A 19,947-nucleotide genomic window follows, 5' to 3' on the forward strand; every position below is an offset into this window, starting at 1 on the left:
GGCAGCCCGAAGGGCTGACGGAGGGGTGTCCCCGCCCGAAACGAAGGACCGCCTCTCCAGCGACGACACCCCTCCGTCGCTTCGCGACACCTCCCCTTGCAGGGGAGGATCGAAGGAGACGCCCCCTCACGCCGCGCACTCCCGCGCCACGGCGACGTCGTCGAACGGCAGCACCATTTCGCCCACGATCTGCCCCTGCTCATGTCCCTTGCCGGCGATCAGCACGATGTCGTGCGGTTCCGCCATTGTGATCGCTGCGGCAATGGCGGCGCGGCGATCGCCGATCTCGGTAGCGTCGGGCGCGCCCTTCAGGATCGCGCGGCGGATCTCGGCGGGATCCTCGGTGCGGGGATTGTCATCGGTGACGATCGCCACGTCCGCGCCGGACGCTGCGACCTGCCCCATCAGCTCGCGCTTGCCCGGGTCTCGGTCACCGCCGGCGCCGAACACCAGGATCAGTCGACCTTCGGTATGCGGCTTCAGCGCCGCGATCGCCGCCTCCAGCGCATCGGGGGTATGGGCATAGTCGACATAGACCGGCGCGCCATTGGCGGCGATCACCGCCCGCTCCAGCCGCCCGCGCACCGGCTGCAGCCGTGCGCAGTTCGCCAGCGTCGCGGCGACGTCGCCGCCGGTCGCGATCACCAGTCCGGCGGCGGTCAGCGCGTTCGCCGCCTGATACGCCCCGATCAGCGGCAGCTTCACGGTGTGCAGCTTGTCCTCCGCTTCGATCTCCAGCGTCTGGCCGAGCAGCGTGGGCGTGCGGCCCACCAGCCGCAGCGTCTGGCCGTGCTCGCCGACGGTGATCAGCCGGTTGCCGCGCATCCGCGCGAGGTCCTCGACCTGGGGCGCATGCGGGTCGTCCGCCCACACCACCGCCGTGCCGTCGTCTGCGAGCACCTCGGCGAAGAGGCGCATCTTGGCGGTGAAATAGGTCGCCATGTCGCCATGATAATCGAGATGGTCGCGGCTGAGATTGGTGAAGGCCGCCGCGCGCACCGGCAATCCCTCGGTCCGGTACTGCGACAACCCGTGCGAGGACGCCTCGAACGCGACATGCGTCACGCCCTCGCGCGCCAGCCCGGCGACGTTCGAGAGGAAGGTGACGATGTCCGGCGTGGTGAGCCCGGTGGAAACGCGTTCGTCCGCCGTGGTGACGCCCAGGGTGCCGATCGAGGCGGCGTGGAAGCCGGCCATCCGCCACAGCTGGCGAGTCATCTCCACCGTGGAGGTCTTGCCGTTGGTGCCGGTCACCGCCGCCGTCACCGCCGGGAACGGCGCGAAGAACTGCGCCGCCAGCCCGGCGAACCGCTGGCGCGGATTGGCGTCGGCTATGCGCACCGCGCCCTCCACCCGTGCCTCGGGCCGCGCCACGACAGCGATCGCCCCGGCCCGCACGGCCGCCTCGATGAAGTCCTCGCCGTTGACGCGCGCGCCTTCGAACGCGCCGAAGATCGTGCCCGGCGCCACCTTGCGATGATCGATTGCGAAGCCGGTGACGACCGCGTCGTCCGCAGTGCCGATCAATTGTCCCAGTCTCATTCGGTTCCCGCTCCCGGCGCCGGCGAACGATCGACGAGCGGCAGCAATTCGCGCTCGTCGATGTCGCGGGCATTGTCGGGCGCGATGCCCAGAAGTGCACCCGTCCGCGCGATCAGGCGCGAGACGACCGGCGCGACGGTCCAGGCCGCGGTGGTGCGCGGCGTGTTGGCATTGGCCTTGGGCGAGTCGAGCATGGCGACCACCACATAGCGCGGCGCCTCGATCGGGAAAGCCGCCGCGAAGGTGGAGACGTTGCGGTGCTTGTCATAGCCGCCCTCGCTCGCCGCCTCGGCGGTGCCGGTCTTGCCCGCCACGCGGTAGCCCGGCGCCTCGCCCTTGCGGCCGGTACCCTTGAGCACGATCAGCCGCAGCAGCTGGCGCATCCGCGCGCTGGTCGATTCCTGCAGTACGCGGCGCCCCTGCACGGGATGCTCGGCATCTACCTTCATCAGCGTCGCAGGGTGCCACATGCCCCCGTTCACCATCGCGGCATAGGCGGCGGCGAGGTGGAGGGGCGTCACCGCGATGCCGTGGCCATAGGCCGTGGTCATCACCGTGATGCGGCCCCAGTTCGCCGGCCAGAGCGGGCGGACGGCGCCGATCTCGATGCTCGGCCGCTGGTCGAAGCCGAGGCGGCGGAACATGTCCTGCATCTTCTCCGCGCCCAGTTCGTCGGCGATCCGCGCGGTGGCGATGTTCGACGAATAGATCAATGTTTCCGGGATGTTGAGCCAGCGAAACTGCTCGTCGCCCGGATCGTCATGGATGGTGAAGCGGCCGACCTTCATCGGCGCGGTCGCATCGAAGCGCCGCGACATCGACGTGATGGTGCCGGAATCGATCGCGGCCGCCACCGCGATCGGCTTGAAGGTAGAGCCGAGCTCGTAGACGCTCTGCGTCACGTTGTTGCGCGGCGGCGGGCCGCCCAGCGCGTTGGGGTTGAAGCTCGGCAGCGACGTCATCGCGACCACTTCGCCGGTGTTCACGTCGAGCACCACCGCCGCGGCGCCGCGCGCCTGCAGGTCGGTCATCGCGCGGCCCAACTCGCTCTCCAGCGCCGCCTGCACCCGCGTGTCGAGCGACAGCGTCACCGGCTTGCCCCGCTGTGCAGGATCGGTCAGCCGCGCTTCCAGCACCTTCTCCATGCCGGTGACGCCGCGACCCTTGTCGTCGAGATAGCCGAGGACGTGCGCCGCCATGTCGGACTGGGGGTAGAGCCGGTCGGTCTCGCGCTGGAACTCGATCGCCGGCTCGCCCAGCGCGTTCACCTGGTTGACCAGTTCGGGAAGCGCGCGGCGCTTCAGGAAGGCAAAGCCGCCGCCGCTGTTCAGCAGCGCATAATATTGCCCCTGGCTGCGCTCGGGCATCAGTTCGGCGAGTTTCTGCGCCAGCGCGGCCTTGTCGCCGATCACCTGGTTGGGGTGAATCGCGATCGTCCAGGCGTCGATGCTGCGCGCGAGCGGGGTGCCGTTGCGGTCGACGATGTCGCCACGTGCCGGCAGCAGCGCATTGGAGAGGTCGCGCGGACCGGCCGGCCCCGCCGACAATGCCAGAAAGGCGAGCTTGCCGAGGATCGCCAGCACGCCCGCCCCGAACAGGATCGAGAGGATCATCAGGCGCAGTTGCGCCACCGCGACGAGCGCCTCGCGCCCGCCGCCCGATCCCCGCGCACGCGCAGGAGGGGCGACGACGACGATCATCGCTGTGCCGTTTGCTCGCGCTTCGCCACCCGGCGCAGATCGCTGATCGTCGCAGCACTCAGCAGCGGCCGGTCCGGCTTGGCCAGCCGTGCCTTGTCGACTTTCTGCATCAGTCGGCCAAGGTCCTGCGCGGGCTTGCTGTCCGCCTGCGCGACCCGCACCACGGTGGAGGCAGCGGGCTTGGCGGCAGGCAGCTTCACGGGCGTGGCGGCGGCAGTCGCGACCGGCTTGGCGGCAACGACCTTCACCGCCACGGCAGCCGCCGTCGCGACCGGCTTCGCAGTCTCCGGCGCCACTGCCGCGGTCTCCACCGGGCGGGTGCCGGTCGGGATCACGAGCGCCGCCGTCTCCACCTTCGCGTCGCCGCCGGCCGCGGGCACCGCCGCTGCCGGCTGGTCGAGTGCCGCCAGGCCGCTTGCGCTCGCCAGATATTGCTGCGGCTGAGGGGCGTTCATCGCCAGCACGTCGCCGTTCCAGCGCTCGATCTGGGCCATGTTGGCGCGGGTGTCGAACTCCGTTTCCAGGCCACGAATGTCCTTGTGCGCCTGCACGATGGCGGAGTCCATCGCGCGCAGCTTCGCGCGCTCCGCCGCGCCGTGCGACGTCACCATGTAGCAGGTCGGCGCGACGATGACGCCGCACAGGAACCAGCCAAGCCCCCTGAAGCCATGCACTGCCATCACACCTTGTCCTCACCCGACCACGGCGCCGCGCTCGTCCGCCGCGCCGCGCGCAACGTGGACGAACGGGCGCGTGGGTTACGCACCAACTCCGCCTCGCCAGGGCGCACGGCCTTGGCGGGCGTCTCAAAACTCGGTTCCGCCCGCGGCCCCACGGCCGGGCGGTGCCGCGAACCCGCCGGCGTGCTGCCGCTGCGTTCACGGAAGAAGCGCTTGACCAGCCGGTCCTCCAGGCTGTGGAAGGTGACCACCACCAGCCGCCCGCCGGGTTTCAGCACCCGCTCCGCCGCCGCCAGCACGTCGGTCAGCTCGTCCAGCTCGCGGTTGATGTGGATGCGCACCGCCTGGAAGGTCCGCGTGGCGGGATCCTTCTTGTCGTGCGGGCGATAGCCGAGCGCCTTGCGCACCACCGAGGCAAGGTCCGAGGTGCGGGTCAGCGGCCGCGCGCCGACGATGAACTTGGCCACCCGCCGGGCGCGCGGTTCCTCGCCATAGTGGAACAGCACATCGGCGATCTCGCCCTCGTCGGCGCTGTTGAGCCAGTCGGCCGCGCTCATCCCCTCGCCTGCCATCCGCATGTCCAGCGGCCCGTCCTGCTGGAACGAGAAGCCGCGCTCGGCCTGGTCGAGCTGCATCGAGGACACGCCGATATCGAGCACGACGCCGTCCACCGGCGCCAGGCCGCGCGCACCCAGCTCTTCGGCCAGCCGGCTGAACGGCGCATGGATCAGCTCCAGCTTGCCGTCGCTCTCCGCGACGAGCCGCGCGCCATTGGCGATGGCGGTCGGATCACGATCGAACGCCGCCACCTGCGCACCGGCGCCGAGCATGGCGCGGGTATAGCCGCCGGCGCCGAAGGTGCCGTCGACATGGGCCTCGCCGGGCTGAATCGCGAGCGCATCGAGCACTTCGTCGAGCAGCACGGGGATATGAGGAGCGTCGGTCACATCGCCCCCTTCTGCTGCATCAGGAATGCGCAGATTTCCTTGAGTTCGGGATCGGCCGTCTCGCTCGCGAGCAGGACGTCGGGCGCCCAGATGTCGAACGTGTCGCCGCTGCCGACGAAGAACGCCCATTTCTGGATCTTGGCCTTGGCGCGGAAGAAGGGCGGCAGCACGAACCGGCCGCTATCGTCATAGGGGGCCTTTTCGACGAGGCCGAAGGCACGCCGCTTGGGAGCCGCGCTGGGCTGTTCGCCCCGGTCGAGCGCCTGCTGGTCGAGCTTGTCGATGCGATCATACTTCTTCTGCGACCAGCCGGTATCGTGCGCGGAGAGGCACGGATCCTCCGCATGCACGCCGACGACGATCTGGCGGACATCCGAATTGCGCTCGGCAGCAGCGCGCAGGTCTGCGGGTATGGCGACGCGACCTTTCTGGTCGACCGCCTGGAGCGCAAATCCCTCGAAGAGCTCCCTGTCTGCCACGCCAAACCCCAAGCCGGGCACGACTCTCCCGCCGCCGGAGTCACGCGGATCGTGCTCCAGCTGGTGATGTTCGGGAGAAAAAGGGTTCGTGCCCCCCTTTAGTGTGCCCTTTTAATCACATTATAGCGCGGGAGACAACGGGACAGTTGGGGATAGCACGGGAATTTCAGCCACTGATCGCCACCTTTGGCCGCTTTTCCTGCATTGATCCCGTTATGTTCTCTTTGTGATCCTGCCACCGCGCCCGTCTGTCCGGTTAATTCCTTAATCCGGCGCACAATCAGTCCATCCGGCAAAACCGGCTCCGGAACGCGGCCGTTCGCGCAAGAACCCGCAAGTTACAGAAACTGAAGCATTTTTATCACGACATCAGATGGGCGATCGCCGCGCGGCTTCAGCCGCCCGTGAAAGTGGGGCGAATTCCCCGTCGTTCCCCGAGATGCAATTGCAGTGGGGGACGAATCCCCGCCGAGTCGATGGCCGCGGCGTTACTTGCCTGCGGCGTCGTCGCGATGTGCCTGTTCGCGCGCCTGGGCAGCGCCGGCCGGATCGTCGGTGCTGGGTGCCACGCCCAGTTCGGCAAGCGGTTCGTCGCGGGAGCGATCCGCCGCGACATTGTCGACTCCCGTCAGGTTGGCGACGACGGACGCATTGGATGCCCCCGCCGCGCTGACCGGTGCCTCGCGATTGGCCGAGGAGAAGATCGCGAAGGACAGCACCATCAGCAGGATCACGGCCGCGAGTCCGGTCATGCCGACGCGGATGCGCTGCATGGCCTGGGCGTGATCCTGGTGCGGGCCGATTTTCATGACTGTGGCATAAATGTAACGCACAAGCGCGCGCTTGTCGAGCGCAGCCTCAACCGCGCGTCAACCATGGCGGCACCGTCAGCCCCTTCGCCTGCAGCCATTCGGCATTGTAGAGCGTCGAGAGATAGCGGAAGCCGGTGTCGCACAGGATCGTCGCCACCCGCTTGCCCGGCCCCAGCGCCCTGGCCAGCCGCACCGCGCCGGCGACGTTGATGCCCGAGGAGAGGCCGAGGCACAGCCCCTCCTCCGCCAGCAGCCGGCGCACCCATTCCAGCCCCTCCTCGTCGGAGATGCGGAACTGGGTGTCGATCGGTGCGCCTTCCAGATTGCCGGTGATCCGCCCCTGGCCGATGCCCTCGGCAACCGAGGAGCCCTCGGCCCGCAGCTCGCCGCAGGCATAATATTCGTAGAGCGCCGCGCCGTGCGGGTCGCTGAGCGCGATGGTGACGGCCTCGTCCTTGGCCTTCAGCCCCAGCCCCACGCCGGCGATCGTGCCGCCGGTGCCCGCCGCGCAGGTGAAGCCGTCGATCCGGCCGTCCATCTGCGCCCAGATCTCTTCCGCCGTGCCGTAGATATGCGCCTTGCGGTTCGCCGTATTGTCGAACTGGTTGGCCCAGACCGCATTCGGCGTCTCCTCCGCGATGCGCCGGCTGGTGTGGACGAAATGGCCGGGGTTGGAATAGGGCGCCGCCGGTACCAGCACCAGCTCGGCGCCGAGCGCGCGCAGCGTGTCCATCTTCTCGCGCGACTGGGTCTCGGGCATCACGATGATCGTGCGATAGCCCTTGGCGTTGGCGACCAGCGCAAGGCCGATGCCGGTATTGCCCGCCGTTCCCTCGACGATCGTCCCGCCGGGCGCGAGCAGGCCGCGCTCCTCCGCATCGTTGACGATGTACAGCGCGGCGCGGTCCTTCACCGAGGCGCCGGGATTGGCGAATTCGCACTTGGCGAAGATATCGCAGCCGGTTTCGTCGCTGGGGCCCTTGAGGCGGACGAGCGGCGTGTTGCCGATCAGCGCGAGCGTGTTCTGGGAAACGTGCATGGGCGCTAGATAGGAGCCCGCCCCCGGCAGAGGCAAGCAACGCAATCTATTCCGCGACTCCCGCCCGCTTCAGGTGCGGCCCCAGCCGCCCGCCGATCCACAGGAAGAACATCCGGTAATCGGACCAGAGCGACCAGAGCGGATAGGTGAAGGTTGCCGGCCGGTTGCGCTCGACGCCGAAATGCGCGCCCCAGGCAAAGCCGTAGCCGGCAAGCGGAATGGCGATCAGCCACCAGCTGTTCAGCAGCAGCCCGGCGGCGAGCGCGGCGAAGGTCAGCGCGGTGCCGATATAATGCAGCCTGCGCGTCGCGGGCCTGGCGTGCTCGCGCAGGTAATGGGGCCAGAAATCCCGGTAGCGGGTGATCGTGCGGGCCATGGCGCGAGCATAAGCGCTTTTGGATCTCGCCGGAAGGGACCAGGCGCCAAGGCGCGCCCGGCCCCGCCCCGATCAGACGAAGCGCACGGCAACCTTCGTCCGCCGCCGCAGCACCGCGCCCAGCATGCCGAACCCCAGCACCATCATCGCCCAGTTCGCCGGTTCGGGCACCGCAGACAACGCGGCGCTGAACTGCGCCGAGGCGTCGTCATCGTTCGAGAAGATCAGCGTGCCCGCGCTCGTCTGGAATTCCGTGCCGAAGTTGAGGAAATCGATCGGCCGGTTTGAAACGGAGGTGACGCCGGTCTTGAGATCATAGTTCAGAAGGCCGGAATCGCGCACGTCGATCAGGTCGTTGCCGAATTGCTCGGCCTCGGTGAAGCCCACCAGCGCGCGCTGCCCGCTGCCGCTACCCAGCGTAACGCTGAACGCATTGAACAGCGTTGCGAATGTGCCCGAGACGCCGTTGATGGTGAAGGAAAGCGCCGCCGGGCCCGAATTGTACAGGCTCGGCCGGAAGTCGGGCCGCGGCTGGAACACGGTGTCCGTGTCGGTAGCGAGCGACAGGACATAGTCGCTCAGCGTGAACGCCTGCCCGTTCAGCGTGCCGCTGATCTGTCCGGAAAAGCTGTAGAGGATCGGTGCGGCCTGTGCGGTGCCGCCGACCGTCATCAGGCCGAGTGCCGCCGCCATCACTGTCGTGCGCATGTCATTTCCCCTCATCCCAGGGCCGGCTTCTTCATTGCGGAGAAGCACTGTCGCCCACGACAACAATTGCTCGAAAGACACTGAGATCACGAAGCATTTTCTTCGTTGCGAGCCACGCGGTGCGCAAAACGCGGTGAAGCAGAAAGCGCATCGTTTGCACCTCGAACGTCGTCCATGCCCGCCGCTGGATTCCTGCTAGAGAACGCCGATGATTCGCCTGCGAACCCCGGCCCTGCCCGCCCTCGCCCTGCTCCTGACCGCCGCCGCGCCGGGGCTCTACACGCCCCCGCCGGGCAGCGCCGAGCGCAGCGCGATCCTCAAGGTGCTGCATCATGGCGATGGGCGCCTCGCACCGCGCTTCACCTTCCGGAGCTTCCGCGTTTTCCACCAGGGTGCCCGCGCGCTCGCCTATGTCCAGGGCAGCGGCCCGGTCGGCGATTTCGAGGCGCTGCTGGAGCAGAACGGCAAGGGCCCGTGGCGCAAGGTCTGGGGCGTCGGCGACGGCGGCAGCGACAGCTGCGAGGCCGGTGCGCGCCATTACGCCTGGGCGGTCCGGCTGATCCGGAGCTATGGCCTGGCACCCGACACGCTGATCCCCGGCATCACCGGCCTGGCGCGCGATCTTGCGCACCAGGCGAAGACCGATCCCGAGCTGCAATGCGTCGGCGATCTCGACGGCGGACCGGACGGACCGGACGATCCCGACGCTTGACGCCTGCCGCGCGCGGATCAGCCCGCCACGTCTTCGCGTGCCAGCACGGTCTCGAGCATTTCGCCGCCCACATCTTTGCCGTCGAGCGAAAGCGTCCACTCGCCGTCGGTGCCGGCAAGGCCGTAGCTGCCGGTGACGACGCCGAGCAGGACCTCCCGTCAGCGCGTCGAGTTGCGCCAGCAAGGCGCCCTGCCGGAGCGGACTGGGCTCGTCCGCGATCTGCTGGCGCAGCATGTCCACCGCCGACGTTCGCACGTCGCCGTCGCGCGCACCGGACAGCCCCGGGAAAAGGGATTGCGGGTTGAGGCTGCTCGCGCCGATTGCGCGCATCATGGCCATGTCTCCGTTTCAGCTCCCGGAGAGCATGCCGACAGCGACGATGACTCGCCCTCAACGCATCGATGAGGCGCCGAGCCTGTCCGCCGCATCGCGCCTTGCGGATCGCGACGGGGTACGTTGGCGGCAGGTCGATCGCACGCTATGCGCCGGAAGGATCGGGGCGTGCACGGGCGGCACTTCGGCTGCCGAAGCGAGCGTTGGCATTGTCCGGCATCGCCGATGACCGCCGCTTGCTCCGCTGAAGAAGGACCGGGACCCGCATGACCGAGCGCAAGCACAGCTTTCCGCCCGTCGTGGCGCCCGACACGCGGCTGCTCGTCCTCGGCTCGCTGCCCGGCGAGCGCTCGCTGGCGGCGGCACGCTACTATGCGCATCCGCAGAACCAGTTCTGGCAGTTGATCTCACCCGCCGCCGGTCGCGATCTGGTGCCGCTCGCCTATGAAGCGCGGCTGGACGCGCTGCGCGCGGCGCGGATCGGGCTGTGGGACGTCGTCGCCAGCGCCACCCGCCCGGGCAGCACCGACGCCGCGATGCGCGACATCGAAGCGCACGACATCGCCGCCCTCGCCTCCACCCTGCCCGATCTCCGCGCGATCGCCTTCAACGGCGCCACCGCACAGCGCCACGGCCTGCGCCAGCTGGGCCACGCAGCCGCGCGCTACACCATTCTCGGCTTGCCTTCTTCCAGCCCGCTGCATACCGTCGGCCTGGCTGCCAAGGCGCCGAAATGGGCGCAACTTTCCGCATTCTCGCACGCGCCAAACGTTGATAACGCTTAGCAATAGCGCATGTAGTCGCGACTGTTTCGCAATCGACTGATAGTCAGTAGCAATACGGAATGGCTGCAGGGTCAGGTGGGGCATAGCCCTTCTGCCAAGACCTTATCATGCTGAACCGCCGTAGCGCCCTTTTCCGCCCCAGCGGCCAGGCCCCCGATGCGGCAGGGGAGGATGCGCCACCCTATCGCTTTCTCGAGCTGCTTGCCGTCAGCGCCAGCGACCTGCTCCAGGCCGAGGATCTCGCCCCTGCGCTGGACCGCATTTTCGGGCTGATCCGCAGCGAAGTCGAGCTCGACGTCTTCTTCCATTATGCCTTTGACGGCCAAGGCCTGGATCTCAGCGCCTGGGCCGGGATCACGCCCGAACAGGTCGTCGACTGGCAGCATGTTCCGCTCGGCATCGCCATTTGCGGCGGCGTGGCGGAAAGCCTGACGCCGATGATCGCCCGCGACATCCAGCAGTCGGACGATCCCCGGCTCGCCTATGCGCGCGACATGGGGCTGGACGCCTGCTTCTGCACGCCGCTGCTCCACAAGGACGTGCTGCTCGGCACGCTCGCCTTCGGCCGGCGCGGCCGCGCCGGCTTCAGCGACGCCGAGATCCAGTTTCTCCAGACGCTGGCGAGCTATGTCACCCTCGCCAAGCATCGCATCGGCGTTGACCAGGAACTGCGCACCCGCCTTCAGGAGCGCGAGCGCATGCTCGCCGAGCGCGTCACGATCGAGCGGCAGATGCTCGAGCTCACCCGCGCCAGCGCGCTCGGCTCGATTGCCGCAACGGTAGCGCACGAATTGAACCAGCCGCTTTCCGCCGCGGCGAACTACATGGCGGCAATCCGACTGTCTCCGGACAGTGACGCGCGGACCCGCGACCTCAGCGGCGCCGCCGAGCAGCAGTTGCAGCGCGCCGGCGAGATCATCCGCCGCATTCGCCGGATGGTGCGCCACGACGATCTGGTGCTGGAGACCCGCTCGGTTGCGACGAGCATCGAGGAGGCACTCCACCTCGTCCGCGCCGCCGCGCCGATGCTGTTGCCGCCGGTGACGATCCGCGTTGCGCCGGAGGCGCAATTTGCCCGGTTCGACAATGTCCAGATCGTCCAGGTGCTCGCCAACCTGCTCCGCAATGCGGGCCAGGCCTGCCAGCATCATGCCGATGCCGCCATCCTTGTCACCGCAGAGCGACAGGCCCCGGCTGAAGTCACCATCCGGGTAATTGATCGCGGTCCGGGCGTCGCGCCCGCGCAGCGCCACGTCTTGTTCCAGCCCGGCCTCGGCAACGGCCGCTGCGACACCGGCGGCGGGCTCGGCCTGGGCCTGGCCATCTCCCACCACCTGATCGAAGGCCATGGCGGCCGGATCTGGGCCGAGGAGACGCCCGGCGGCGGTGCCACCTTTGCCTTCACCATCCCCGCGGGGCAAGCTCCCGCGGCGTAGCCCGCCGCCGCATGCCCGCCGCCGCATGCCTCAGCGGGGCGCGAACCCCATCTCCACGCCGGTCTTGTCGTGGAGCGCGAAGCGATCGACGATGTCCGCACTGGCGCGGTTATAGCCGACGACCTCGACCGATCGGCCATCGCGGCGGAGCCTAGCGACGATCTTGTCGAGCGCGCCCACGCCGGAAATGTCCCAGAAGTGCGCCGCCGAAACGTCGATCTGCACGGCGCGCGCCTGGTCTTCCGCCTGGAAAGCGCGCGTGAAGCGATCGACCGAGGCAAAGAAGATCTCGCCGGTCACCCGATAGACGGCGCACGCGCCGTCGTCGGACAGCGTGCGCTCTACCGCGAACATGCGCTGCACCTTGCCCGCGAAGAAGATGCCGGAGAGCAGGACGCCTGCCAGCACCCCGAGCGACAGATCGTGGGTCGATACGACGACAGCGACCGTGGTCAACATCACCACCGAAGACGGCAGCGGGTGGCGACGCAGATTGGCAATCGAGTTCCAGCTGAACGTGCCGATCGAAACCATGATCATCACCGCGACGAGCGCCGGCATCGGCACGCGTCCGACAAAGGGGCCGAGCACGGCCAGCAGGAACAGCAGGAACGCGCCCGCCACGAAGGTGGACAGCCGCCCGCGCCCGCCCGAGGTGACGTTGATGACGGACTGGCCGATCATCGCGCAGCCGCCCATGCCGCCGAACAGCGCCGCGACGATGTTCGCGCCGCCCTGCCCCGCACATTCCCGGCGCTTGTCGCTGTCGGTATCCGTCATGTCATCGACAATCTGGGCGGTGAGCAGCGACTCCAGCAGCCCGACCGCCGCCATGGTCAGCGCATAGGGAAAGATGATCCGCAGCGTTTCCAGGGTAAGGGGAACCTGCGGCAGGGCGAGGCTGGGCAAGCCTTCCGGCAGCTTGCCCATGTCGCCCACCGTATGGACCGGCAATCCTGCGAAGATGCTGATTGCACTCAGGATAATGATCGCCACCAGCGGCGAAGGCACCGCCCTGGTGATGCGCGGGAGGCCGTAGATGATCGCCAGCCCGGCAGCGACCATCGCATAGGTCTGCCAGCCCACCCCGAGGAGCTGCGGCAGCTGGGCGAGAAAGATGAGGATCGCGAGCGCGTTGACGAACCCGGTAATCACCGAACGCGACACGAACTGCATGACCAGGTCCAAACGCAGCAGCCCGGCCGCGATCTGGATCACGCCCATCAGGATGGTCGCGGCGAAGAGATAGTCGACGCCATGCTCACGGACCAGCGGCACGACGACGACGGCGACTGCCGCGGTCGCGGCCGAGATCATCCCCGGCCGGCCGCCGATCAGGGAAATGGTCATGGCGATCGCGACCGAGGCATACAGCCCGACGCGGGGATCGACGCCGGCGATCAGCGAGAAGCCGATCGCCTCGGGGATCAGCGCCAGCGCGACGACGATCCCGGCGAGAATATCCCGGCGGGCGGCGGTACCGTCCGTGAACCACTGACGGCGGTAAGCAGCGAAATTGAAGGTCATTGAGGTTCCACAACAGGGCACGTGGCGCGAAGGCGCGCCTTACGATTTGGTGCGTGTTGTTGTCCGGCGGATCGGCGGCCGGAATAGCCACCCGGAGTTTCACCGGGTCCTTGCGAATGGCCGCCGCATACGCGCTTTGCCCCGCGCGGGCAAGCTGGCGGCGACCCGCTTCACCGCCGATCCTGGTCGCGCCTAGTCGGCGCTGCTGTTGTTGCCGCTGTCATATGGCACGGCGAGCGCTTCGTTATACATCTCGCGGTGGACCTGCTCGACGGTCATCGGATGCGCGCAGCCCTTCAGCGTGGTCGCGCCGATCCGCACCTCGGCGCCAAGCGGCGCGCCCTCGGCACAGGGGCCAGGGCGCAGCGTGATTGTCACGGGGATGCCGTCGGGCGTCTGGGTTGGATAGGTCGCGACACCCTGCGCGAGCCGCGGGGAGACCGGATAGAAAGGCATTTGCTTGGCGCCCTCCTGCTGGAACTGGATGCGTCCCGGCGCCAGATCCAGCGCCCAGTCCCTGCCTTCGGTGGGGCGGATCTGCAGCGGGGTGGAAAGGTCGACGCCGCCCAGCATCGGCCCGGGCGCTACCGCGGCGTTCGCCGGATCTTCCGCCATGTTCTCGGTCGGGGCGCCACCGCAGGCCGCGAGCAGCGCCAGCGGCATCAGGGGCCAGGCCCGTGTCCAGCAGATCCTCGGCTTCATGCGCACTCTCCTCGGCCCGTCTCCCTGCGCAGTCGCGCGCATCGGGTCAAGCACGGTAAACGTCCCCTTTCCGATCGCCTCTGCAACCTCCACGACTGTCATGCATGTCCGATCACGCGCAACATTGCGTCTGTTCCGTTGCGGCGCACCATTTCGTGTGACTCTGTCACCTGTTTTCGCTTGACGATGATTACCGCCTAAGGAAAAGCACCTCACGCTATGAAAAACCCCTCCCCGATCGCACTCTCCGCCGCGGCGCTGCTTTCGCTCGCCGCTTGCAACAACAAGCCCGAAGTGGTCGACAGCCGCGCGCCGGATCCCATGGCTTCGCAGCTTGCGAACGCGGCGCCGGTCGAAACCCCGCCGACGATCGAAAGTTCGGTGAGCTTCCGCTGCCAGCCGGGCAACACCCTGCTGTTCGTGGACTTCTTCAAGGAAGGCAAGATGGCCTCGCTGCGCGAGAAGAAGGATTCGATGAAGTCGGTCCTGCTGCGCGCGCCGGAAGCCGGCAAGCCTTTCACCGCCGAGGGCGGCTACAAGATCGACGGCAACGCCAAGGCGGCCAAGATCACCCTGGCCGACGGCTCGGTTCACAGCTGCAAGGCGTAAGCCTGCATTCCGCTACGAAAACAAAGCCCGGCGGCTATTTCCGCCGGGCTTTTTTCATGCCAGCTTGGCCCCGGAGGTAACGCGCTTGGCGACGATAGCGGTGTACAGCCTGAAGGGCGGCGTGGGCAAAACCACGCTGGCGATCAACCTCGCCTGGGCCTCCGCCATGCGTTCGGCCCGCCGCACCCTGCTGTGGGACCTGGACCCGCAGGCCGCTTCCACCTTCCTGCTCGGCGGAGAGACCAGCGGCCGGCACCCGGCGCAGGCGATCTTCTCCAGGGACGTCGCCGCCGCGAAGCTGATCCGCGCAACCGACGTCGATCGCCTGGCGCTGCTGCCCGCGGACACCTCGCTGCGCCAGCTCGACCATCTCTTCCACGCGCTGGACAAGAAGAAGCGGCTGAGCAAGCTGCTCGAGGATCTCGCGGAAGATTTCGATCGCATCCTGCTCGATTGCCCGCCGGGCCTGACCGAGACGAGCGAGCAGGTGATGCGCGCGGCAGATCTGATCGTCGTGCCGGTCGCCCCCTCCCCGCTTTCGCAGCGTGCCTTCGCGGAGGTCGCTGCGCACCTTGCCCGGCGCGGCGCCAGGGTGCCGTTGATGCCGGTCCACACGATGGTCGATCGTCGCCGCAAGCTCCATGCCGAGGCGGTGGCGCTGCATCCGGACTGGCCGGTGATCCCGATGGCCAGCATCGTCGAAGCCGTGGCGGTGCGGCGCGCGCCCGTGGGCAGCTTCGCGCCGCGCAGCGCCGCCGCGCGCGCGTTCGACGCGCTATGGAAGGCGATCGAGCAGGCCCTCGCCGGGCGCGCCCGCTGATGGTGGGGCATCGCCGACAGCCGCCGAAGGAACTCGATCCCGCGCTGGTCCTGCGCGCCTATGCCATGGGCGTGTTCCCGATGGCCGATGCGCGCGATGCCGGGTCGGTTTACTGGGTGGAGCCGAAGCTGCGCGGCGTGCTGCCGCTCGACGGCTTCCATCTCTCGCGGTCGCTGCGCAAGGTGGTGGCCTCGGATCGTTTTCATGTGACCGTTGACCGCGATTTCCCGGCGATGATCCGGCTATGCGCCGAATCCGCACAGGACCGGCCGGACACCTGGATCAACGGCGCGATCGAACGCGCCTTCATCGAGCTCCACCGCCGCGGCTATGCCCATTCGATCGAGTGCTGGGAGGGGGATCGGCTGGCCGGCGGGCTGTACGGCCTGGCGCTGGGACGCGCCTTTTTCGGGGAGTCGATGGTAACGCGCGTCCGCGACGCCTCGAAAGTCGCCCTGACGCATCTGGTCGCACGGCTGCAGGCCGGGGGATTTCGCCTGCTCGACTGCCAATTCATCACCGACCACCTCGCCTCGCTCGGGGCAATCGAGATCCCGCGGGACGATTATGTCGCGTTGCTGGGGGAGGCGCTGGGCGATTCGACCGGAGCGGTCTCGTTGCCGCCCGCCGCTTCGGGCGACCTCTTCGCGCTCGACGCGCCCGGCGCGGAGGCGGGCACCGTGTCCGGCCCGGTCTCGCGGAAGGTCATCGCGCAGCTCTTGGGCCAGACGTCGTAGATCGGGTTCTGGACGACGTTGAGCGCCGGCTGTTCCTTGTAGAGCCAGCCGGAGAAGACGCGGTGCCAGCGCTGGTCCTCGCGGCGCACGTCCATCTGCACGAAGGCGCCGGTCAGCCGGTCCTGTTCCCAGGGCGCCGTGCGCTCGCAGGCGCGCAGTCGCACCGTCACCTGATCGTCGATTCGCGCGGCCTGGCCTGGCTTCAGCGTGATCTCGCGCTCCACGCCGTTGCGCTTGTTCAGCACGCCCAGCACGGCAACACGCTCCCGCATCGGGGTGGCCGCAGCATCCATGGTGGCATTGTCGGGCCCGACCGACACGGTGTCGACGCCCTGCGCGTCGCCCCCGCCGGTGATCACCAGCTCGTCGCCGGCATTGTCGCCGCCGGCAGCGCCATTGCCGCCCCCGCTACCCGAACAACCGGCCAGCGCGAGCGCGAGCAGCGCCGCCGCAGCCTTCATGCGTCGGGGGTCCAGGCCTCGTAATCGCCGGTGGCCTTGACCCGACGGGCGCCCTTTTCGAGCGCGCCAGGGGGGCGATAGGCCAGCTCGGTACCCGTCAGGTTCGGTTCGGCGGGCTTTTCCCACGCGCGCACCGGCGGCAGCGACTCGTCGGGCGTGCCGTCGATCTGGTGCGACAGCCAGCTGAACCATTCCGGCGGAATGCGGCTGGCGTCGTTGGATCCCTTGTAGATCACCCAGCGGCGCGGAATGCCGTTGGGATCGCGCCCGCCCTCGAAATAGAGGTTACCGAGCGAATCCTCGCCGACGCGCTTCTTGCCGCGCAGTCCCATGCGAGTGCCGAACGTGGCGCCGTTCCACCAGGTGAAGATCGGAAAAGGAAGTCCCATGGCTGTGCCCGATACCGCCAAGCGCGACGCTCGGCAACTCCCCTCAGAGGGGTCTTTCGACTGCAACGGCGAGCGGACCCTTTTCGCCATCGACGATCCGCGCGCGGAGCGGCTGGCCCGGCTCCACTTCCTCCACCCCGGCTCGCCGAAGCGTCTCCATGTGGACGAAGATATCGGCGGTGTCGCTCGTACGGACCAGGAAGCCATAGCCCTTCAGGCGGTTGAACCACTTGACCGATACCGATTCAAACGGCCCGGCCTCGCCGATCAGCTTCAGCCGCTCCACCCGCTCGGTGGGGCGCTTCATCGGCTCCACGGCGGTGGTCAGGTCGATCGAGAGGACGGTCTTCGCCTGCAGCCCCCGCTGCCGCTCCACCGCCACGCATTCGATCCGCGCCCCTTCCGGTACGCTGCGACGACCATGGTCCTGGAGGACCGAGAAATGGATCAGGATGTCGCCGACGCTCGGATCGTCCGCGACCAGAAATCCGAAGCCTCGCGTCACATCGAACCATTTGACGACGCCGCGATACACTCGCTCGTCCATGGCAGAATCACCCGCGAACCGAACTTCCCCCTCGGACGCGACCGGATAGTGTTCAGACGCTAGCTGTTGCTCAGCACGCATTATCGTTATCCCCCAAGCCAGCAACATTAACACAGCATTACCGTGGAGGGGAATCGCTTTGTGCGATTAGGAATGTCCCACCTCGGGCAGGTCATCCAGCTCCTCTCCTGGCATCATCTGCAATATTCTATGCACAATCTCAGGCGGATGGCCCGCCCGTAAAAATGCAGCGACTTGCTTTTTGCGAAGATCGCGATCCGAGAGGGAAACGGCGAAAGGTCCGAATCGGCGGCGACGTGCAAACACCAATGCGCTTCGGAACGCATCCGCCTCGATCGCCTCGGCCAGATCGGCGCTGTCGTCCGCATCGATGCCGTCGTGGCGCAGCGCCATCTCGACGCGGCGCGCGCCCAGCCCGCGGCGGCCCATCGATCGCACCCGCGCCTCGGCAAAGCTGCGATCGTCGACATAGCCGCGCGCGGCCATCCGCTCGGCGACCGCCATGGGATCGGGCATCCCCTCGCCCGCCCAGCCGCGCTCGCGCAGCTTGCGGGTGAGATAGGCGGCCAGGCGCGCGCGCGTGGTGGCGAAACGCTCGACATAACGGAGCGCCAGCCGATCGAGATCGGCGGCGACAAGGGGTGGCTTGGAACGGGACGGTTCGGGCATGCGCCTTGATTGTGCCACACTGCCAACCGATTTTGAACGATACTGCGTAGCAGAGCGCATACGGAAAACTGCGTTGTGGGGGCACAACGAACTGCTACCTCACAGGGGCACGAGAAAAAGAATGGTATTGGACGAAACGGGATCGCTCGAAACAGTGGACATGGCAGCGCTGACGCCCACGCCCACGGAAGACCGCCTCCCGCGCCGTTTCGCTGATTTCGAAACGCTGGGTGCCGCGCTCGATTATGCAGCGCAAGGGCAGCGCGGACTGAATTTCCACGATGCGCGGGGCAAGCTGGTGCGGCCCTATCGCTTCGCCGAACTGCGTGCCGACGCGCTGGAACAGGCGCGCCGCCTGATCGCCGCCGGCATCCAGCCGCAGGATCGGATTGCGCTGATCGCCGAGACGGGCGCGGAGTTCGCTTCGCTGTTCTTCGGCGTGATCTATGCCGGCGCCTGGCCGGTGCCGCTGCCGCTGCCGACCAGCTTCGGCGGCGCGCAGTCCTATATCGACCAGCTCCGCGTGCAGCTGGAGAGCTGCGATCCGACGCTGCTGATCTATCCGCCCGAAATCGGCAGCATGTGCGCCGAGGCCGCGCGGCTGACCGATGTCGCCGCGACCGACTGGGACGCCTTCTCGGCCAACGCGGCCCCCGAGGCGCCGCTGCCCCAGGCCAGGCCGGACGACATCGCCTATCTGCAATATTCGAGCGGCTCGACCCGCTTCCCGCACGGCGTCGCGATCACGCACCATGCGCTGCTCAACAATCTCGCGGCGCACAGCCACGGGATGGAGCTGGTCGATGCCGATCGCTGCATTTCGTGGCTGCCCTGGTACCATGACATGGGCCTGGTCGGCTGCTTCCTGTCGCCGGTCGCGAACCAGGTCTCGACCGATTACATGAAGACCGAGGATTTCGCCCGGCGCCCGCTCGCCTGGCTGGACCTGATCAGCCGCAACCAGGGCAACAGCATCTCCTACTCGCCCACCTTCGGCTACGACATCTGCGCCCGCCGCATGTCCAGCCAGACCAAGGCGAGCGATCGGTTCGATCTCGCCCGCTGGCGCATCGCCGGCAACGGCGCTGACATGATCCGCCCGGACGTGATGCAGCGCTTCGTCGACGCCTTCGCCGATGCCGGCTTCAAGGCCACTGCCTTCATGCCGAGCTATGGCCTGGCCGAGGCGACCCTGGCCGTCTCGATCATGCCGCCGGGTGAGGGCATCGTCGTCGAGCTGGTCGAGGAAACCCAGCTCTCCGGCGGCACCGCCCGCGCCGATCGCCCGCAGCGCTACCGCGCCGTGGTGAACTGCGGCAAGCCGGTGCGCGACATGGCGATCGAGGTCCGCGAGGAAGACGGCACGCCGCTTCCCGAAAAGGCGATCGGCAAGGTCTGGTGCAAGGGCCCGTCGGTGATGGTCGGCTATTTCCGCGACGAGGCGGCGACCGAGGCGTGCATGGCCGATGGCTGGCTGGATACCGGCGACATGGGCTATATGTCGGACGGCTATATCTACATCGTCGGCCGCGCCAAGGACATGATCATCGTCAACGGCAAGAACCACTGGCCGCAGGATATCGAGTGGGCGGTGGAGCAGCTGCCCGGCTTCAAGCAGGGCGACATCGCCGCTTTCGCGATCACCACCCCGGGTGGCGAGGAGACGCCGGCGGTGCTGGTCCAGTGCCGCACCTCGGACGAGCAGGAGCGGCTGCGCCTGCGCGACGAGATCCGCGAGCGCGTCCGCTCGGTCACCGGCATGAACTGCGTGGTCGAACTGGTTCCGCCGCGCACGCTGCCGCGCACCAGCTCCGGCAAGCTCAGCCGCGCCAAGGCGCGCAACCTCTATCTGAACGGCGAGATCAAGCCCTACGCGGTCGCCGCCTGACGCAACGCTCCGGCCGGGCCCCGCGCCC

General features: G+C 68.0%; 21 protein-coding genes, 1 pseudogene and 1 other annotated feature. Of the genes and pseudogenes, 7 read left to right on the forward strand and 15 right to left on the reverse strand.

Features of this window, described 5'->3' with window-relative positions; genetic code table 11:
- Positions 1 to 126: 126 nt before the first annotated feature.
- The 9 genes from V7E00_RS10190 to V7E00_RS10230 all read right to left on the reverse strand — a co-directional run bounded on the left by V7E00_RS10190 (position 127) and on the right by V7E00_RS10230 (position 8,283).
- Positions 127 to 1,542: a UDP-N-acetylmuramoyl-L-alanyl-D-glutamate--2,6-diaminopimelate ligase gene (locus tag V7E00_RS10190; RefSeq protein ID WP_333572554.1), complete on the reverse strand. Its 1,416-nt coding sequence runs from the start codon at positions 1,540 to 1,542 to the stop codon at positions 127 to 129.
- The gene (locus tag V7E00_RS10195; protein WP_333572555.1) at positions 1,539 to 3,242 is read right to left on the reverse strand and encodes a peptidoglycan D,D-transpeptidase FtsI family protein; all 1,704 of its coding nucleotides are present in this window, start codon (positions 3,240 to 3,242) and stop codon (positions 1,539 to 1,541) included. The genes V7E00_RS10190 and V7E00_RS10195 overlap by 4 nt, the downstream gene beginning before the upstream one ends.
- The gene (locus V7E00_RS10200) at positions 3,239 to 3,922 is read right to left on the reverse strand and encodes a hypothetical protein (RefSeq protein ID WP_333572556.1); all 684 of its coding nucleotides are present in this window, start codon (positions 3,920 to 3,922) and stop codon (positions 3,239 to 3,241) included. Before V7E00_RS10200 ends, V7E00_RS10195 begins: the two co-directional genes overlap by 4 nt.
- Complete coding sequence (rsmH, locus tag V7E00_RS10205; protein ID WP_333572557.1) at positions 3,922 to 4,869, reverse strand: 16S rRNA (cytosine(1402)-N(4))-methyltransferase RsmH; 948 nt, start codon at positions 4,867 to 4,869, stop codon at positions 3,922 to 3,924. Before rsmH ends, V7E00_RS10200 begins: the two co-directional genes overlap by 1 nt.
- Positions 4,866 to 5,348, reverse strand: a complete 483-nt coding sequence (locus V7E00_RS10210; RefSeq protein WP_093297586.1) for a division/cell wall cluster transcriptional repressor MraZ — start codon at positions 5,346 to 5,348, stop codon at positions 4,866 to 4,868. The genes rsmH and V7E00_RS10210 overlap by 4 nt, the downstream gene beginning before the upstream one ends.
- A 488-nt stretch (positions 5,349 to 5,836) precedes the next feature.
- Complete coding sequence (locus tag V7E00_RS10215) at positions 5,837 to 6,157, reverse strand: hypothetical protein (protein ID WP_333572558.1); 321 nt, start codon at positions 6,155 to 6,157, stop codon at positions 5,837 to 5,839.
- A gap of 49 nt (positions 6,158 to 6,206) precedes the next feature.
- Entirely contained in the window at positions 6,207 to 7,199 is a 993-nt protein-coding gene (locus V7E00_RS10220) for a cysteine synthase A (protein WP_333572559.1), read from the reverse strand.
- 46 nt (positions 7,200 to 7,245) lie between these two features.
- Positions 7,246 to 7,575 (reverse strand): DUF962 domain-containing protein, encoded by a 330-nt coding sequence (locus V7E00_RS10225; RefSeq protein WP_333572560.1) that lies wholly within the window; start codon positions 7,573 to 7,575, stop codon positions 7,246 to 7,248.
- A 72-nt stretch (positions 7,576 to 7,647) separates the two neighbouring features.
- Positions 7,648 to 8,283, reverse strand: coding sequence for a PEPxxWA-CTERM sorting domain-containing protein (locus V7E00_RS10230; protein ID WP_333572561.1), 636 nt, complete (start codon positions 8,281 to 8,283; stop codon positions 7,648 to 7,650).
- A 208-nt stretch (positions 8,284 to 8,491) separates the two neighbouring features.
- Between V7E00_RS10230 and V7E00_RS10235 the strand changes: the two genes are divergently transcribed.
- The 3 genes from V7E00_RS10235 (at position 8,492) to V7E00_RS10245 (ending at position 11,549) form a co-directional block, all read left to right on the forward strand.
- Positions 8,492 to 8,995, forward strand: coding sequence for a hypothetical protein (locus V7E00_RS10235; RefSeq protein WP_333572562.1), 504 nt, complete (start codon positions 8,492 to 8,494; stop codon positions 8,993 to 8,995).
- Between the two features lie 599 nt (positions 8,996 to 9,594).
- A complete protein-coding gene (locus V7E00_RS10240; protein ID WP_333572563.1) occupies positions 9,595 to 10,113 on the forward strand; it encodes a DNA-deoxyinosine glycosylase in 519 nt (172 codons plus the stop codon).
- A 107-nt stretch (positions 10,114 to 10,220) separates the two neighbouring features.
- Positions 10,221 to 11,549 carry a sensor histidine kinase gene (locus V7E00_RS10245; protein WP_333572564.1) on the forward strand — a complete coding sequence of 443 codons (1,329 nt, stop codon included), beginning with the start codon at positions 10,221 to 10,223 and terminating at the stop codon, positions 11,547 to 11,549.
- 30 nt (positions 11,550 to 11,579) lie between these two features.
- On the opposite strand, the gene V7E00_RS10250 is transcribed toward V7E00_RS10245, so the two are convergent.
- Together V7E00_RS10250 and V7E00_RS10255 are read right to left on the reverse strand one after the other, a co-directional pair.
- On the reverse strand, positions 11,580 to 13,076 hold the full coding sequence (locus V7E00_RS10250) for a SulP family inorganic anion transporter (protein ID WP_333572565.1): 1,497 nt from the start codon (positions 13,074 to 13,076) through the stop codon (positions 11,580 to 11,582).
- Between the two features lie 57 nt (positions 13,077 to 13,133).
- Positions 13,134 to 13,189 (reverse strand) — a sequence feature (sul1 is cis-regulatory element that is thought to sense ions involved in sulfur or methionine metabolism; They are found in Alphaproteobacteria).
- Positions 13,190 to 13,268: 79 nt separating this feature from the next.
- Positions 13,269 to 13,778, reverse strand: a complete 510-nt coding sequence (locus V7E00_RS10255; protein ID WP_333572566.1) for a hypothetical protein — start codon at positions 13,776 to 13,778, stop codon at positions 13,269 to 13,271.
- A gap of 219 nt (positions 13,779 to 13,997) precedes the next feature.
- Here V7E00_RS10255 and V7E00_RS10260 point away from each other — a divergent pair, with 219 nt between their 5' ends.
- From V7E00_RS10260 to aat, 3 genes are all read left to right on the forward strand, one after another.
- A complete protein-coding gene (locus tag V7E00_RS10260) occupies positions 13,998 to 14,387 on the forward strand; it encodes a hypothetical protein (protein WP_333572567.1) in 390 nt (129 codons plus the stop codon).
- An 85-nt stretch (positions 14,388 to 14,472) separates the two neighbouring features.
- Complete coding sequence (locus V7E00_RS10265; RefSeq protein WP_333572568.1) at positions 14,473 to 15,207, forward strand: ParA family protein; 735 nt, start codon at positions 14,473 to 14,475, stop codon at positions 15,205 to 15,207.
- Positions 15,207 to 15,944 carry a leucyl/phenylalanyl-tRNA--protein transferase gene (gene aat / locus V7E00_RS10270; protein ID WP_333572569.1) on the forward strand — a complete coding sequence of 246 codons (738 nt, stop codon included), beginning with the start codon at positions 15,207 to 15,209 and terminating at the stop codon, positions 15,942 to 15,944. The genes V7E00_RS10265 and aat overlap by 1 nt, the downstream gene beginning before the upstream one ends.
- 35 nt (positions 15,945 to 15,979) lie before the next feature.
- Here aat and V7E00_RS10275 read toward each other — a convergent pair.
- From V7E00_RS10275 to V7E00_RS10290, 4 genes and pseudogenes are all read right to left on the reverse strand, one after another.
- A pseudogene (locus V7E00_RS10275) lies at positions 15,980 to 16,405 on the reverse strand (DUF2155 domain-containing protein); the annotation flags it as partial.
- Complete coding sequence (locus V7E00_RS10280) at positions 16,402 to 16,794, reverse strand: NADH:ubiquinone oxidoreductase subunit NDUFA12 (protein ID WP_333572570.1); 393 nt, start codon at positions 16,792 to 16,794, stop codon at positions 16,402 to 16,404. The gene V7E00_RS10280 and the pseudogene V7E00_RS10275, both read right to left, overlap by 4 nt.
- A gap of 43 nt (positions 16,795 to 16,837) precedes the next feature.
- Entirely contained in the window at positions 16,838 to 17,341 is a 504-nt protein-coding gene (locus V7E00_RS10285; protein ID WP_333572571.1) for a cold-shock protein, read from the reverse strand.
- Between the two features lie 147 nt (positions 17,342 to 17,488).
- The gene (locus tag V7E00_RS10290; protein WP_333573844.1) at positions 17,489 to 18,031 is read right to left on the reverse strand and encodes a regulatory protein RecX; all 543 of its coding nucleotides are present in this window, start codon (positions 18,029 to 18,031) and stop codon (positions 17,489 to 17,491) included.
- 121 nt (positions 18,032 to 18,152) lie between these two features.
- On the opposite strand from V7E00_RS10290, the gene V7E00_RS10295 reads away from it, so the two are divergent.
- Entirely contained in the window at positions 18,153 to 19,919 is a 1,767-nt protein-coding gene (locus tag V7E00_RS10295; RefSeq protein WP_333572572.1) for a fatty acyl-AMP ligase, read from the forward strand.
- Positions 19,920 to 19,947: the final 28 nt, after the last annotated feature.

The organism is Sphingomonas sp. (genome assembly GCF_036731925.1).
GTDB lineage: Bacteria > Pseudomonadota > Alphaproteobacteria > Sphingomonadales > Sphingomonadaceae > Sphingomonas.

What these genes read in the sequence shown, in the direction of transcription:
- V7E00_RS10190 (WP_333572554.1), bottom strand. Translation starts at nt 1,542, where the DNA reads ATGAGACTGGGACAATTGATCGGCACTGCGGACGACGCGGTCGTCACC.
- V7E00_RS10195 (WP_333572555.1), bottom strand. Translation starts at nt 3,242, where the DNA reads ATGATCGTCGTCGTCGCCCCTCCTGCGCGTGCGCGGGGATCGGGCGGC.
- V7E00_RS10200 (WP_333572556.1), bottom strand. Translation starts at nt 3,922, where the DNA reads ATGGCAGTGCATGGCTTCAGGGGGCTTGGCTGGTTCCTGTGCGGCGTC.
- V7E00_RS10215 (WP_333572558.1), bottom strand. Translation starts at nt 6,157, where the DNA reads ATGAAAATCGGCCCGCACCAGGATCACGCCCAGGCCATGCAGCGCATC.
- V7E00_RS10220 (WP_333572559.1), bottom strand. Translation starts at nt 7,199, where the DNA reads ATGCACGTTTCCCAGAACACGCTCGCGCTGATCGGCAACACGCCGCTC.
- V7E00_RS10225 (WP_333572560.1), bottom strand. Translation starts at nt 7,575, where the DNA reads ATGGCCCGCACGATCACCCGCTACCGGGATTTCTGGCCCCATTACCTG.
- V7E00_RS10230 (WP_333572561.1), bottom strand. Translation starts at nt 8,283, where the DNA reads ATGCGCACGACAGTGATGGCGGCGGCACTCGGCCTGATGACGGTCGGC.
- V7E00_RS10235 (WP_333572562.1), top strand. Translation starts at nt 8,492, where the DNA reads ATGATTCGCCTGCGAACCCCGGCCCTGCCCGCCCTCGCCCTGCTCCTG.
- V7E00_RS10240 (WP_333572563.1), top strand. Translation starts at nt 9,595, where the DNA reads ATGACCGAGCGCAAGCACAGCTTTCCGCCCGTCGTGGCGCCCGACACG.
- V7E00_RS10245 (WP_333572564.1), top strand. Translation starts at nt 10,221, where the DNA reads ATGCTGAACCGCCGTAGCGCCCTTTTCCGCCCCAGCGGCCAGGCCCCC.
- V7E00_RS10250 (WP_333572565.1), bottom strand. Translation starts at nt 13,076, where the DNA reads ATGACCTTCAATTTCGCTGCTTACCGCCGTCAGTGGTTCACGGACGGT.
- V7E00_RS10255 (WP_333572566.1), bottom strand. Translation starts at nt 13,778, where the DNA reads ATGAAGCCGAGGATCTGCTGGACACGGGCCTGGCCCCTGATGCCGCTG.
- V7E00_RS10260 (WP_333572567.1), top strand. Translation starts at nt 13,998, where the DNA reads ATGAAAAACCCCTCCCCGATCGCACTCTCCGCCGCGGCGCTGCTTTCG.
- aat (WP_333572569.1), top strand. Translation starts at nt 15,207, where the DNA reads ATGGTGGGGCATCGCCGACAGCCGCCGAAGGAACTCGATCCCGCGCTG.
- V7E00_RS10280 (WP_333572570.1), bottom strand. Translation starts at nt 16,794, where the DNA reads ATGGGACTTCCTTTTCCGATCTTCACCTGGTGGAACGGCGCCACGTTC.
- V7E00_RS10285 (WP_333572571.1), bottom strand. Translation starts at nt 17,341, where the DNA reads ATGGACGAGCGAGTGTATCGCGGCGTCGTCAAATGGTTCGATGTGACG.
- V7E00_RS10290 (WP_333573844.1), bottom strand. Translation starts at nt 18,031, where the DNA reads ATGCCCGAACCGTCCCGTTCCAAGCCACCCCTTGTCGCCGCCGATCTC.
- V7E00_RS10295 (WP_333572572.1), top strand. Translation starts at nt 18,153, where the DNA reads ATGGTATTGGACGAAACGGGATCGCTCGAAACAGTGGACATGGCAGCG.